The organism is Leptospira inadai serovar Lyme str. 10, assembly GCF_000243675.2.
GTDB lineage: Bacteria > Spirochaetota > Leptospiria > Leptospirales > Leptospiraceae > Leptospira_B > Leptospira_B inadai.
This window is the reverse complement of record NZ_AHMM02000025.1, coordinates 348,985-362,396: the sequence shown is the minus strand read 5'-3', so window position 1 is coordinate 362,396 and position 13,412 is coordinate 348,985. Positions and strand designations below refer to the sequence as shown.

12 protein-coding genes are annotated in these 13,412 nt (G+C 45.3%); 10 read left to right on the top strand and 2 right to left on the bottom strand.

Going from position 1 to position 13,412, the window contains the following annotated elements; translation table 11 throughout:
* Nucleotides 1-106: 106 nt before the first annotated feature.
* The 7 genes from LEP1GSC047_RS17445 (at nt 107) to LEP1GSC047_RS17415 (ending at nt 7,347) form a co-directional block, all read left to right on the top strand.
* Nucleotides 107-1,024: a hypothetical protein gene (locus LEP1GSC047_RS17445; protein WP_010416849.1), complete on the top strand. Its 918-nt coding sequence runs from the start codon at nt 107-109 to the stop codon at nt 1,022-1,024.
* Between the two features lie 334 nt (nt 1,025-1,358).
* Nucleotides 1,359-2,090, top strand: coding sequence for a phosphoadenylyl-sulfate reductase (locus tag LEP1GSC047_RS17440; protein ID WP_010416853.1), 732 nt, complete (start codon nt 1,359-1,361; stop codon nt 2,088-2,090).
* Nucleotides 2,087-2,995, top strand: a complete 909-nt coding sequence (gene cysD, locus LEP1GSC047_RS17435; protein WP_010416855.1) for a sulfate adenylyltransferase subunit CysD — start codon at nt 2,087-2,089, stop codon at nt 2,993-2,995. The genes LEP1GSC047_RS17440 and cysD overlap by 4 nt, the downstream gene beginning before the upstream one ends.
* Nucleotides 2,995-4,239: a sulfate adenylyltransferase subunit 1 gene (locus LEP1GSC047_RS17430; RefSeq protein ID WP_010416858.1), complete on the top strand. Its 1,245-nt coding sequence runs from the start codon at nt 2,995-2,997 to the stop codon at nt 4,237-4,239. Before cysD ends, LEP1GSC047_RS17430 begins: the two co-directional genes overlap by 1 nt.
* A 17-nt stretch (nt 4,240-4,256) precedes the next feature.
* Nucleotides 4,257-5,033 carry a uroporphyrinogen-III C-methyltransferase gene (cobA, locus tag LEP1GSC047_RS17425; RefSeq protein ID WP_010416861.1) on the top strand — a complete coding sequence of 259 codons (777 nt, stop codon included), beginning with the start codon at nt 4,257-4,259 and terminating at the stop codon, nt 5,031-5,033.
* Nucleotides 5,030-5,623 (top strand): precorrin-2 dehydrogenase/sirohydrochlorin ferrochelatase family protein, encoded by a 594-nt coding sequence (locus LEP1GSC047_RS17420; RefSeq protein ID WP_010416864.1) that lies wholly within the window; start codon nt 5,030-5,032, stop codon nt 5,621-5,623. Before cobA ends, LEP1GSC047_RS17420 begins: the two co-directional genes overlap by 4 nt.
* A 38-nt stretch (nt 5,624-5,661) precedes the next feature.
* Nucleotides 5,662-7,347, top strand: coding sequence for an NADPH-dependent assimilatory sulfite reductase hemoprotein subunit (locus LEP1GSC047_RS17415; protein ID WP_010416867.1), 1,686 nt, complete (start codon nt 5,662-5,664; stop codon nt 7,345-7,347).
* 119 nt (nt 7,348-7,466) lie between these two features.
* Here the strand turns inward: LEP1GSC047_RS17415 and LEP1GSC047_RS17410 are convergent, their stop codons facing one another.
* Both LEP1GSC047_RS17410 and LEP1GSC047_RS17405 read right to left on the bottom strand, forming a co-directional pair.
* The gene (locus tag LEP1GSC047_RS17410) at nt 7,467-8,564 is read right to left on the bottom strand and encodes an SMP-30/gluconolactonase/LRE family protein (protein WP_020988963.1); all 1,098 of its coding nucleotides are present in this window, start codon (nt 8,562-8,564) and stop codon (nt 7,467-7,469) included.
* Complete coding sequence (locus tag LEP1GSC047_RS17405) at nt 8,564-9,430, bottom strand: M23 family metallopeptidase (protein ID WP_052580743.1); 867 nt, start codon at nt 9,428-9,430, stop codon at nt 8,564-8,566. The genes LEP1GSC047_RS17410 and LEP1GSC047_RS17405 overlap by 1 nt, the downstream gene beginning before the upstream one ends.
* 137 nt (nt 9,431-9,567) lie before the next feature.
* On the opposite strand from LEP1GSC047_RS17405, the gene LEP1GSC047_RS17400 reads away from it, so the two are divergent.
* The 3 genes from LEP1GSC047_RS17400 to LEP1GSC047_RS17390 are packed head-to-tail and all read left to right on the top strand — an operon-like array spanning nt 9,568 to nt 13,218.
* Nucleotides 9,568-10,452, top strand: a complete 885-nt coding sequence (locus tag LEP1GSC047_RS17400; RefSeq protein ID WP_039935732.1) for a CPBP family intramembrane glutamic endopeptidase — start codon at nt 9,568-9,570, stop codon at nt 10,450-10,452.
* Entirely contained in the window at nt 10,449-11,240 is a 792-nt protein-coding gene (locus tag LEP1GSC047_RS17395; protein ID WP_010416881.1) for a hypothetical protein, read from the top strand. The genes LEP1GSC047_RS17400 and LEP1GSC047_RS17395 overlap by 4 nt, the downstream gene beginning before the upstream one ends.
* Nucleotides 11,241-11,268: 28 nt before the next feature.
* Nucleotides 11,269-13,218: a chloride channel protein gene (locus LEP1GSC047_RS17390; RefSeq protein WP_010416883.1), complete on the top strand. Its 1,950-nt coding sequence runs from the start codon at nt 11,269-11,271 to the stop codon at nt 13,216-13,218.
* The last annotated feature ends 194 nt before the right edge of the window (nt 13,219-13,412 follow it).

The window sequence follows — 13,412 nt, the reverse complement described above, 5'->3', positions numbered from 1 at the left end:
AGGGCCAAGGTTTTTCCGGTGAATGTAAGTCGTCAATTACATAGATACGAATTTGCGATCGCTCGAAATCATACCGGTCGGTCTAAGAAAAGGAGAGCTTGAGTTTATGTTCAGAATCCGTCTTCTCGCTTTGCTTCTGTTGCCTATAACGTTAAATTGCTGTCGTCCGTCAAAATCGGATTATCCTCCGTTGGGCAATGCTCAAGAATTTTCCGAGTATTGGGATACGGGCTTGGCGGAGATATCGACATTCGATCTAGTCCAAGCTCGTTACGGAAATCTCAATCATGGAATCGCGACGATGATTTATGTCCATGAGGGTTTCTCCGCTTCCAAACAGGTAAAACTCGATTTTCCGGAGAATTCTCCCGATGACGTAGTTCCGATTTTAAAGCTGAATTTAACGAAAGATTTTTTGACCGGGATGTATCCGTACAAGCTAATGCTATCCGTATTCACTCCGCGAACCGAGTCGCCACGTAGCCTTAAAGAAGTTGTAAGCGTTCAGGAATGGTGCGGAACGACTTATCTTCAATTGAATTTGGACGACAAAGATTATAATCTAATCTCGTTTTCTTACTTTGAAGCGGAGGGCGATCGGAAACGTAAAATCGAAGAATCGATTTTAGAGGACGAAATATGGAATCGGATTCGATTGGCTCCGGATAAACTTCCCGTCGGGAAGATCCGAATTTTGCCCGGCTTGTTCTATATTCGATTTACACATGGGGATCCGGTTCCGGCCTTCGCGAGCGCACAGATTCAAAAAATATCCGAAAAAGTTTCTCGCTACGAGCTCCTATATCCCGAGTTGAAACGAACTTTGAAAATCGATTTTGAATCTGCCTTTCCCTATAAAATTGTAGGTTGGGAAGAAACTTACCCCGATGGAGATTTTCGGTCTGAACCTAGATTGCTGACGACTACCGCAAAGTTTCGACGCTTATCCAGGATTGCGTACTGGGAAAAGCATTTTCCCGCCGACCGAATTTTGCGAAATGACCTAGGGCTTCCCGTAAACTAAACGGATCTATATAGCCCGACCTCGAACCGGAAATTTGTTATTTTGCTCGAAGACGATTTTTAGAGACATAATATATCCGCATTCTTAAAAAATATGTGAATCATTTTTGGTTCTCCCGGTATAAATTACGGTGTAGGAGGAATTACATTGCTCAGTTTTGGTCTTTCTCCTTTTTGTAGAGTCTCTTAAAAATTCTCTGTTCGTATCGATCAAACTGGAGAAGTTGGACTGAGAGTTTCGACTATACTTTACAAAAAATCCAATATATAAAACTTTGGTACAGTATATTAGCAAAAATATGCTAAAATCACTCGAAAATGAAGGTGCCAGTAACATGAACCCTTTAGAGCTGGAGAACAAGTTAAAAGGCCTTGGATTGGAAGAATCCTTGGTTCTGATAGACAAAGAATTTCCCGGCACTGCCGTTTTTTCGACGAGCTTCGGCCTAGAAGACCAAGCCATCACTCACGCTATTTTTTCCCAAAATCTCGGAATACGAATCTTTACATTAGATACCGGTAGGCTCTTTAGCGAAACCTACGAATTGCACAAACGAACTAACGGAATGTATGGGAAAAAAATCCTGACCTATTTTCCGGATACGGATGCAGTGGAAAAACTCGTGAACGAGAAAGGGCCCGACTCATTCTATGATTCCATAGAAAATCGTAAAGAATGTTGCCATATCCGTAAAGTCGTTCCTTTGAATCGGGCGTTAGTAGACGCTAAATTATGGATTACGGGAATTCGAAGCGAACAATCAGGATCTCGGGGAGATTTACCGAAAGTCGAATTGGATTCCTCCCGTGATATCCTTAAATTCCATCCCATCTTGGATTGGAGCTGGGAAGATACTAAATCGTACATAGATACGCACCAAATTCCGTATAACCCACTTCATGATAAAGGTTTTCCCAGCATCGGTTGTGCGCCTTGCACTAGAGCGATACTTCCGGGAGAAGACCTCCGAGCCGGTCGCTGGTGGTGGGAAAACGAATCCACCAAAGAATGCGGATTACATTGGGTCGACGGAAAACTCGTACGTAAAAAAGGATCGCAAGTATGACTACGCGGACTCGCTTATCGCATCTACAGCAGCTAGAAGCGGAATCGATTTATATACTTAGGGAAGTTGCCGCCCAATTCGAGAGACCGGCGCTATTATTTTCCGGCGGAAAAGATTCTATCACGCTGGTGCATCTTGCCTTAAAAGCCTTTCGACCGGGAAAGTTTCCGTTTCCGTTAGTTCATATAGATACGGGGCATAATTTTCAGGAAGCATTAGATTTTCGTGATAGATTGGCCGAAAAAACCGGAGAGAAATTGATCGTGCGTTACGTCCAGGATTCCATCGATCAGGGAAAGGCGGTGGAAGAAAAAGGGAAATTTCCGAGTCGTAACGGCATTCAGACCGTAACGTTGCTCGATACGATTACCGAATTCAAATTCGACGCGTGTATCGGCGGAGCTAGAAGAGACGAGGAAAAGGCTAGGGCCAAGGAAAGGGTTTTTTCCGTAAGAGACGAGTTTGGCGGTTGGGACCCGAAATTGCAACGCCCTGAACTTTGGAATATATACAACGGTAAAATACATGTGGGTGAAAACGTTCGCGTTTTCCCGATAAGCAATTGGACCGAACTTGACGTATGGGAATATATCAAAACCGAAAATATAGAACTTCCTTCTCTTTACTTCTCGCACAAGCGGGAAATCGTGTGGAGAGAAAATTTGATTTTCCCAGTTTCCAAATTCATTAATTTAGATTCGAACGATAAGGTTGAGGAACGAACCGTTCGGTTTAGGACGGTCGGAGATATGACTTGTACGGCAGCCGTGGAATCCGAGGCGAATTCGCTGGAGGATATCATTCGCGAAATACAAACCTCTCGAACGACGGAGCGAGGTTCCCGTTTGGACGATAGAAGATCCGAAGCGGCTATGGAAGAGCGTAAGCGAGGCGGTTATTTCTGATGGATTTATTACGTTTTATTACTGCAGGAAGCGTGGATGACGGAAAATCTACGCTGATCGGAAGACTTCTTTACGACAGCAAATCCGTTTTTCAGGATCAGTTGGAAGCGATCGAGAGAGCCGGCCAGGTGAATGGTCAGGTAAATCTCGCTCTTTTAACGGACGGACTAAAGGCGGAAAGAGAGCAAGGAATAACGATCGACGTCGCTTATAAATACTTTTCCACGCCTAAAAGGAAATTCATCATCGCGGACGCTCCCGGTCATGTTCAGTATACCCGAAATATGGTTACAGGCGCTTCGAACGTCGATCTGGCTATCATACTTGTGGATGCGAGAAAGGGAGTGATCGAACAAACCTATCGACATTCATACATCGCTTCATTGCTACGAATTCCATACCTTGTGGTTTGCATTAATAAAATGGATTTAGTAGGCTTCTCTCAGGAGAGATTCGAAGAAATCAAAACTGCGTACCAAAAATTTGCGACCGAATTAGGCATTAAGGAAATCGAATTCATTCCTATTTCTGCGCTTAACGGAGATAATGTGGTGGAGCCGTCCCTCGATATGTCTTGGTGGAAAGGGAAAACCTTGCTGGGATATTTGGAAGAAATCGATATCGACTCCGATGAGAGTAAGCACGAAGCGAGATTTCCGGTTCAATACGTAATTCGTCCGCAAACGGAAGAATATCACGACTACAGAGGTTATGCCGGTCAGATCAGGAGCGGACTTTTTAAGAAAGGCGACGAGATCGTAGTTCTACCGAACGGACTACGATCTAGAATTAAATCCATCGATACGTACGAAGGAAGCGTCCAGGAGGCGTTTGCTCCGATGTCCGTTACGATCCTGCTGGAAGACGAAATAGATATAGGGCGCGGAGACATGATCGCATTAACCGATTCCCTTCCTTCCGTTTCCCAGGATTTGGAGGCGGACATTTGTTGGATGGATACGAAAGTTCTTCTACCCGGAAATAAGTATCTATTAAGGCAAACGACCGGATCCGTAAAGGCGGCCGTCAGGGAGATCTCCTTTAGGATAGAAACCCAAACTCATGAAAAACTTGACGCTTCACAATTGGGTTTAAATGAAATCGGAAGGATTCGAATTCGAACTGCAAAGCCGATCGCCTTCGACGAATATTCCAAGAACAGGGGAACCGGAAGCTTCGTCCTTGTGGATGAGGGCACCAATAATACCGTGGGCGCCGGAATGATCGTGGGAATTCCTCGATAATTCATTAGGAAATTATAATGAATAAGGAAGGAAAAGTATATTTAGTCGGTGCCGGACCGGGGAACCCGGATCTTTTAACCCTTCGTGCACTCCGAATTTTGCGGAACGCCGAAGTCATTCTATATGATGCCTTACTAGATCCTTCCTTTTTAGAGCTATTTCCTGAGGAAGCGATCACGCATTACGTAGGTAAACGTGCCGGACAACATTCGGCTACCCAGGCTGAAATTCAGGACCTACTCATTCGATATTCGCTTTCGGGTAAAACCGTGGTTCGATTAAAAGGCGGAGACCCTTTTCTATTCGGAAGAGGGGGGGAAGAATTAGAGGCGATTCGGGCCAAGGGAATTCGATACGAAATCGTTCCCGGCGTGAGCTCCTTGACGGGAGGTTCTTCCGGCGCAGGATTTCCGTTAACGCATAGAGGTCTGTCCAGACAGGTATTGATCATGGACGGTCATACCGTCTTGAATGAAGAGACGGACTGGGAATGGTTCGCGCAATTCAAGGGAACTATCGCATTATTTATGGGGACTTGTTCCATTCAAAAAATTGCAAGTAAATTGATTCAGCACGGAGCCGATTCCGAATTGCCGGTTGCATTAGTGGAAAATGCCAGCCTTCCCGATCAAAAAACTACGGTCAGAACCCTAGGCGTCGCAGCTAAAGAAGGAATTCCTAAAATTGGAACCGGTCCGGGAATCATTTATATCGGAGCAGTAGTAGGATTACTTCCCGATCGAATCGATTTTGAGAGGACGGATAAACGATTTCCGTACGATTCACAAAAATGAACGGTTTACTTCCGGTATTCTTGAAACTTGAGGGTAAGGATGTCCTTCTCGTGGGCGGAGGAAAAGTGGCCTTAGAAAAACTCGGTTCCTTATTGGGAACCGGTTGTAGGCTAACCGTTCTGGCGCGAGAAATTCATCCGGATGTAAAGAAGCTTTTAGCGGATCGATCGGATATTTCTTTGCTTCAAAAATCGGTCGAGCTATCCGATCTGTCCGGGTTTCAACTCATATACTCCGCGACTAACGATAGGGAGACGAATCGACGATTGGTGTCGGAAGCTAAGCGATTGGGAATTTGGATCAACTGCGCCGACGATCCGGAAAGTTGCGATTTTTATTCCGCCGCTTTTTTCGATCGGGGACCGTTGCGGGTCGCCGTATCGACTCAAGGAGAATTTGCCGGTTTATCCGGTACTCTACGAACGATTTTGGAAGAGTTATTGCCGGCGGACCATGAGAACGATTTAATCGATTTGTTTGAAATACGAAAAATCACAAAACTACGTTTAGGCGATCCCGAAACCAGGAAAATCGCCTTGAGAGAACTGCTTCAAGGATTTCGAGAGAAATACCTAAAAGCAAAAATATAGAATTAATAAAAGCTAATATAAAAGGACGAATCCCTACGATGTCAGAAGAAAAAGAACTCAACGAAGTCGAGCACATTAAATTAGCGTCTCACGGGCTTAGGGGAAAGATTAGAGATGCGGTCGAGACCCAAGCGGAAGAATTTGCGGACGATGATCGCCAATTGATTAAATTCCATGGGATGTATCAACAGAAGGATAGAGATCGAAGAAAAGACGCAAACGGCGACTTCATCGAAAATCCGACCTCTTTTATGATCAGGGGTCGAATACCCGGAGGAAGATTGACCGCTCGGCAATATTTGGTCTGGGACGAGTTGGGGGATAAATTTGCGGGCGGAGCTCTTCGTTTAACAACTCGCCAATCCATTCAGATGCATACGATTCGCTTAACCGATCTTCGACCGATTATGCAAGCGGTCGATAAGGTGAATTTATCCACAATGGGCGCTTGCGGAGACGTAGTCAGAAATGTTACCCAAGCGCTCAATCCTTGGGGAAGAAAGGACTTGGACCAATTGGACGAATTCGCTCAATTGCTATCCGATCATTTCAAATACAAAAGCAGAGCATATGCCGAAGTTTGGCTGGGCGAAACGCAAATCAACAAGGAAGAGGAAGAGGATCGAATTTACGGAAAGATTTATCTTCCTAGAAAATTCAAAATTGCGATCACTCTTGCCGGTAACAATTCCGTCGATATCTATACCAACGATATGGGTTTTGCCGCGACGTTAAGTGAGGATCAAAAAATCGACGGGTATTTCGTTTTTGCGGGTGGTGGCTTAGGAATGACTCATAATAAACCTGAGACTTACCCGAGAGCTGCCGATTTACTCGGATGGATTCCCGCAAACGATTTAATTTCCGTGGCCGAAGGAATCGTAACTTCTCACCGGGACTTCGGAGATCGAACGAATCGTAAGCATGCTCGCCTTAAATACGTTCTAGCCGAAAAAGGAGTCGAATGGTTCCGATCGGAAGTCGAAAAAAGATCCGGTTCGAAATTCGATACGAGTAAGCCGCTTCCTAAATGGGAAACTCCGAATTACCTAGGCTGGACCGTAAGGGGAGACGGAACTTATTCATTGGGCTTTCATACTCTGTCGGGACGAATCAAAGATTTTCCGGACAGACCTCTAAAGACCGCTTTAAAGGATATCATTTCCACTCTCCAGTTGGATGTTCAAGTGACTCCAGATCAGGATTTGATTTTAATGGGGATCGACAAGGAAGACCGGGAAAAAATAGAAACTAAATTAAGAAATTATAAAGTAGATCCTGCGTCCCCCAAGCCTTTATACGATCGTGCATTGGCGTGTCCTGCGCTTCCGACCTGCGGCTTGGCCTTAACGGAATCCGAAAGAACCTTCCCGCAATTACTGGAAGAAATTCAAAAGGTTTTAGATAAATTAGATTTAAATGATAGAGCTCCGATCGTGAGAATGACGGGTTGTCCGAACGGTTGTGCAAGACCTTATTCTGCGGAAATCGGAATCGTGGGACAACAGGCCGGCGGAAAATACTCGTTATTCTTCGGCGGTAATCCGGAAGGAACCAAAGTCGGAGACTACGTAGCTAAGAAAGTCGCCTTCGCCGATATCCCCGTTCAGCTTGAAAAAGCGTTTGAATTATGGAAGAAAGAGGGTCATGCCGGAGAGAGATTCGGAACTTTTGCCGAACGCTACGGTATCGATAATCTTAGAAGTTTACTAGGTTCTATGTAAGGGGGCGCATCCCCTTCGGGGTCGGGCTGCTCCGGGCTCGCGGAGTCCCGCTCGGTCCTTTGGACACGCGGTCGTTCCGACCGCGTCCCTGCGCATCCCTTGCGCGGATCTTTTATAGATTAAAAAAACGATTCTAAAGTCTCGAATTTCCATTTCCATATTTTGTCGGATGTGTTTCCGGCAAGTAAAAGTCCCCTGCCGAATTCGAGTACAGCCGTGGTCGATCCGACTCGACTTGAAGAGGAGTCGGTCAGTGCGAATATCACATCACCCGCCTCGTTCATTCCCAGGACATAGCTCAGAGTTCCTTCCTTCGGTTTAAAAAAAAAGGGAAGCGCTGCGACGTATTTTTTTAGGATAGGTTTTTCCTGAATTTTATCGATCAGCTTATGCCGCGGTGCCGAAAGGGCGATCCAGAATGCGTCTTTTTTATCCGAGTGGATCAAGGCAGGACTACCGGGAAGATGAGTGATAAAAAATCGTTCTTTTCCGGTTTTGTTTCCTTTCAACCAAAATCGGGTGACCCGGTGTCTGTACTTTTCCGCATACACCAAAAATTCCTCTCTCGAAGAGAGCGCTATTCCGGTAGGTGCGTATACTTCGTCTAAAACTACGGAAACGGATTGGTCTTCCGGCTTATAAGCCAAGATCCTTCCGTTAGGCCTGGATTCGAGCTCTTCTAAGTAAGAGGAATCATACGAAAATTTTCTACTAACTTCGGTAAAATAAACCGTTCCGTCGGAGGCTATATCTAATCCATAAAGATTTTCTAATGTATTTCCCCGTTCGTCCTGCCTCGCTAGGATATTTTCCTTCCCTTGCGGGTCGTAAAAAGCGAGTCCCACTCCGGAAAGACATGTCACTAAGTTCCCTTTCCCGTCGAAAGCCAGACCCAGAGGTCTTCCGGAAGTTCTCGCGAAAATCTCCACTTTTCCGTCCGTCTTAATTCTATAGATGTTTCCGTCGGAGGATCCGGTGTAAATCCGTCCTTTCGAATCCAAAGCGATCGCAAACGGTTCGGAAATCTTTCCTTCGTGTGTCGCCTCTGAAAAAAAGAGAGCATTATCCTCTCCTTGGGGAATCGGGGAATCTACCGAATAAAATTCCGGATCGGTTTTGTTCCAGCCGACGAGAATCAATACGAAAAGAAGAGATGTTACGGAAAGGATGGGGAATACGATTCTAAGGAAAGGACTAAGATATATACTTCTGAGCATTAAACGTGACCCCTAAAAATGGGTCGTTGTTTTTGACTATTTCGTAATACTTCGAAATGTAAATGAAAACCGGTAGCTCTTCCGGTTTTTCCTACTTCTCCTATCTGTTCCCCTTTTTTCACCTTGGTTCCTTCCGGAATTAAAATCTTATCCAAATGCCCGTATCTAGTCTCATATCCGAGACGATGTTTTAGAACGATAAGATTTCCGTAGCCGCCTTTAGAATCGGCAAAGGAAACGATTCCGTCGGCGGAGGCGTAAACCGGAGTTCCTTTTTCGGCCGCGAGATCGATTCCTCCGTGAAACGTGTCTTTTTTCGTGAAAGGATCCTTTCTTTTTCCGAAGCGGGAACTCACACGCCCTTCCTCGGCAAGAGGATTCGAAAAGGCCATTCCGTAAAAAAAACTTTTCTCGTCCTTCGGTAACCCTCTTCCGGGAACGAACCAGGCGTTTCTTCGGTCATCATAATATAGGAATTTGAGCGGAATTCTGTGACGTGAGGCGATCCTCTTCCTTGCATTCTCGCTGGACGAAGTTTCATCCGATTCGTAAAACCCCCGCATGTTCGGTATCTGAAGTTCCATTCCTGGATAGATATCTTGAGGGGAAGAGAGTTGATTCACGGAAGATAGCGTGTCCAAATCCATTCCGGTCCTGGCCATGATCTTAAAAAAGTTATCCTTTTCCCTTACTTTATAAACTAGGAAACGGAGTGGAGCCAAGTTTTTTTGATCCAAATTCGACACCGAGACTCTGAGGTTGTATTTTACTTCGTCTCTGATCCGAAGCAGGTGTTTATCGGAATAGTCGAGGCTGTTAAGGGGAAGTCGTTCAAAAACGGCACCTAGTTCCGTTATTCCCGAGATATAAACGAAAAGAAGTGCTGGAATTAATATCGATCTATTTGGGATTCCGACGGAAGTCACTACACTATAAGAATCGGTTCGTTTAAAAAAACAATGACGCAAAAAATCGGAGGAAAATGATGGGAGGGGTTCCGACCATGGAAGAAAAAAACAAGCAATCGAGTAGCCAAGGATCTTTCGGCGAGATCGGTAAGATACTCCTGTTGCAAATCCTGGTTTTACTGGCTGCCAATTTATTGTACCAACAGGTAGCGAAGGTGCAAATCGAACTTTCCTTGTCGGCCCGTCCTCCGATTTCCGAAAAGAATGCAATCAAGTTGAAAGATCTTCAAAACGGAAACTCACCCGAGAATAAAAAGATCGCTTGGAACGAGCCGGCCTCGGCGGAAAAAGCCTTGAGAGACTATACGGACTTCGTGGTTACGAAACGTCCCTGGTTGCTTGTAGTCGATCGAATCGTATGGGCTGCCTGCTTTTTAATTCCTGCATATATGATTCTTCGGCGAATCGGCAAAGCCGATTGCACCGACTTTAGCGAATCATTCGATGGCGGTGCATTCGGGATCGGAATTTCCGTCGGTTTTGCGACATTTTGTTTTGTGAACGTAGCCGGGGGCCTAATTTTCTTTTTTATCGGAAAGCCTCAATCAAATCCGCTGGAAGTGGCCCTGACTCAGAATTTACAGGGCAATTGGCTTTTACTTCTATGGGCATCCTTCGGGGTCAGTCTAGGTGCAGGGATTGTGGAAGAGACTTTTTTTAGAGGGTTCCTACTCAAACAATTTGTAGGAAAAGGACATGAGATATTCGGCTTACTATTTACTTCGTTAATCTTCGGCCTGATTCATTATAACCCGCGCGGTTCTTGGGTCGGGCCTATTCTGCTCATCTTCGTAGGATTTTACTTCGGACTATCTTACTTAAAAACGGGAAATATTTGGGTTCCCATAACCGCGCATGTTGCCTACAACAGTTCCATGCTTGTTGCGGCGTTTTTCCTCGGAGACCGGGTTGTCGGATGATTCAAAAGCGGAAAGCGAAAATCAAACTGACGATATTTATTTCAGCGGCGTTGCTGCTGTTATGGTCCGGGAGTTCCTTGTCTGCGGGGGAAGCGTTCGAATTGGATGGGGACCCCGCCGAAAACGATCTAAGAATCATCGCAGCCTTAAACAAACTTACCTACGATAGAATCATCTCTAATAAGGTCACTAAGGGATTTGCGTATCGCTATACTTCACGCTGGTATTCACCGATAACGATCGACGTATTTGTATTAGGTTTTTCTAAAAGGGAAAAATTGAGTCTGATTCGGATCGAGTCGCCGAAGAAAGGATCGGAACGAGCCTTTAAGAATTACTTATTGGAAGAATTAACGAGAAAACAAGTCCTGGAAGGTCAACCTTCCCCGGGCATTGAAAGCGCGGCCGAAGTATCGGGACGAAAGAGTTATTTGATCTCCGGTACCTTGGCTCTAATAGAGCCGGCGACTTCGGTGTACTACAGTTCCTCCAAATCGCCGGTTTATTCCTCTTCGGATGCTCTAAAAGGAATTTTCGGTTATATAGTGGCGGACTTGTTGCTCGCGGGCGTGGGTTACTACTATGCTTCGACGACCATACATTCGCATTCGGCTATTCAATCCTTATTGGGCAAGCCGACCCCTTCCGGAAATGTATTAGAATCGCCGGGAGCGGGGGTGTTTCTCGGTTTGCTTTTGGTACCAAGATTGTACAGAATGGTCGGATCCTGGCAGGATACATACACTCATAACAGAATACTTGAATTAAACGTATCCAAAAGTTTTTAGAAATTCGGATTCTGGAATTAAGTAAACAATGTTTCGTTTCGATTCTCTACAGGACTTTCTACTTCGCTGGCGGACCGTTTTCAAAATCGGCGGAAGCCGTTCCCTTTATTTTTACTGTCTGTTGACGGGCGTGGTTTCCGGTTTAGGTGCCTATGCATTTTCCCGAGCCTTGGCATGGGGAGAATTTTTTCTTTTGCATACCGTCGCGGGAATCGCTGACACTCATCCTAATGGGGAATACTACGTCGATCTTGAACCGGATCCGACCTTGAGTATAGGTCGCTGGTCGCTATTATTTCTTCCTGTTTTAGGCGGCTTAGTGACCGGTTTACTCGTTCATCTTTTTTCTCGCGAGTCCGCCGGGACCGGAACCGATTCCATGATCGATTCCTTTCACAATCAGGAAGGGAGGATGGCGGCAAAGGTTCCGCTCGTAAAATCTATCGCTACGATTTTTACGCTCTCGACGGGCGGGAGCGGGGGAAAGGAAGGTCCTATTTCGCAAATAGGGGCCGGTTTCGGTTCCGTCGTGGCTACGTTGATCCATGCCGGGGCGAGAGCTCGCAGAACTCTCCTTTTAGCAGGCACTGCGGGCGGGTTAGGTGCGATCTTTCACGCTCCACTCGGCGGTGCCTTAACTTCCGTAGAAATGATCTATCGGGAAGATATCGAAAGCGATTCGCTGATACCCTGTATCATATCTTCCGTTACCGCCTATCTTACTTACTCCGGACTAAACGGTTTCGGTTCCGTATATAGGGTCCCCGAAATCGGTTTCGAGGAATATCCGGAACTGATTTTTTATGCGATGCTAGGTATTTTATGTTTTTGGAATGGATCATTATTTATTCGGATTTTTAGAAAAATCCAAGATTGGTCCGAGCATTGGCCCGTCCGAAATTGGTTAAAGCCCGCGATAGGAGGAATTCCTGTCGGCATCGTCGGCTTTTTTCTCCCGGAGGTAATCGGTACGGGTTCCGGCGTACTACAGGATGCCTTGGATGCCAAACCGATTTTCGAACCGTATTTACCGGGTCTTTTAAGCGGTCTGGGAATCAGCAAGGTGCCTGACACGATCGGACTCCAAGAAGGCGGAGTTTTATCCACTCTCAGCCTACAAAACGATTTTGCGATAAAAAGGAATCTTCTTTTAGCATTGTTTTTCTTCGGATTCGCTTTTTTGAAAATGTTTACGACTTCGTTTACTATCGGAACAGGAGGTTCGGCCGGAATGTTCGGACCGGCTCTTTTTATAGGCGGAATGCTTGGAGGAGCGGTCGGCACGATAGCGAAAGTTATTCTGATCACGCCGGTTTCGGTTTCTTCCTTCATTCTAGTCGGAATGGGTGCATTTTACGCCGGTATCGCAAGCGCTCCGATTGCAGGTATGGTCATGATTTGCGAAATTATAGGAAGTTATTCTCTTCTTCCTCCGTTAATGGTCGTCTCGATTATTTCATTCGTACTTTCGCATAAATTAAGTCTTTATAAAAGCCAAAAGGAAAATCGATTTCAGTCACCCGCACATTACTGGGATATGAACCGGGACGTTTTGGATAGTATTTCGATCGGTCAAGTTTCTTCAAAATTTCGTAATATAGCGGTTACTCATTCTTCCAAATTACTCTCCGAACTGGAGCAAGAATCCATCGGCATTCAAGCGAGTGATTACGTCGTTCTGGACGATCAGGAAAAATATCTAGGAATGTTGTCATTACGCAAAATTAGACATTCGCCGGAGAGTATGGAATTTGCTAAAGACTTGATAACCGTCGGAGATGCTACGGATTCGAATGTTCCGGCCGGATCCGTAGATCAAAGTCTTGCAAGTTCCTTAAAACTTCTGGTTGAATTCGATCTGGATAAAATCGCGATCGTTCGGGCCGGGAAGTATCTGGGGTACTTGCGATATGCCGAACTAATGAAAGTCTATTTCGAGACGACGGTCCCTAAGAAAAACCAATCCCTTAAGAAATAGTTTTTTAAAAGAACGACCCAAGAATCTACCCAGAACTTTACACCTTTTGGACTAGAGATGTAGCGTTCATTCTTTTACGATAATCACTGTTTATCTTTTAAAATCCTTTCTTTTTGCTATTTTTAGCTATATTTCGTCTATAGGTAGTTTTTTCAATTTTACTGGACATTTTTAACAGCGAAGATAAGATACGG

Bases quoted from the DNA above. Each gene is read 5' to 3' on its own strand.
- LEP1GSC047_RS17445 (WP_010416849.1), top strand. From the start codon at position 107: ATGTTCAGAATCCGTCTTCTCGCTTTGCTTCTGTTGCCTATAACGTTA.
- LEP1GSC047_RS17440 (WP_010416853.1), top strand. From the start codon at position 1,359: ATGAACCCTTTAGAGCTGGAGAACAAGTTAAAAGGCCTTGGATTGGAA.
- cysD (WP_010416855.1), top strand. From the start codon at position 2,087: ATGACTACGCGGACTCGCTTATCGCATCTACAGCAGCTAGAAGCGGAA.
- LEP1GSC047_RS17430 (WP_010416858.1), top strand. From the start codon at position 2,995: ATGGATTTATTACGTTTTATTACTGCAGGAAGCGTGGATGACGGAAAA.
- cobA (WP_010416861.1), top strand. From the start codon at position 4,257: ATGAATAAGGAAGGAAAAGTATATTTAGTCGGTGCCGGACCGGGGAAC.
- LEP1GSC047_RS17420 (WP_010416864.1), top strand. From the start codon at position 5,030: ATGAACGGTTTACTTCCGGTATTCTTGAAACTTGAGGGTAAGGATGTC.
- LEP1GSC047_RS17415 (WP_010416867.1), top strand. From the start codon at position 5,662: ATGTCAGAAGAAAAAGAACTCAACGAAGTCGAGCACATTAAATTAGCG.
- LEP1GSC047_RS17410 (WP_020988963.1), bottom strand. From the start codon at position 8,564: ATGCTCAGAAGTATATATCTTAGTCCTTTCCTTAGAATCGTATTCCCC.
- LEP1GSC047_RS17400 (WP_039935732.1), top strand. From the start codon at position 9,568: ATGGAAGAAAAAAACAAGCAATCGAGTAGCCAAGGATCTTTCGGCGAG.
- LEP1GSC047_RS17395 (WP_010416881.1), top strand. From the start codon at position 10,449: ATGATTCAAAAGCGGAAAGCGAAAATCAAACTGACGATATTTATTTCA.
- LEP1GSC047_RS17390 (WP_010416883.1), top strand. From the start codon at position 11,269: ATGTTTCGTTTCGATTCTCTACAGGACTTTCTACTTCGCTGGCGGACC.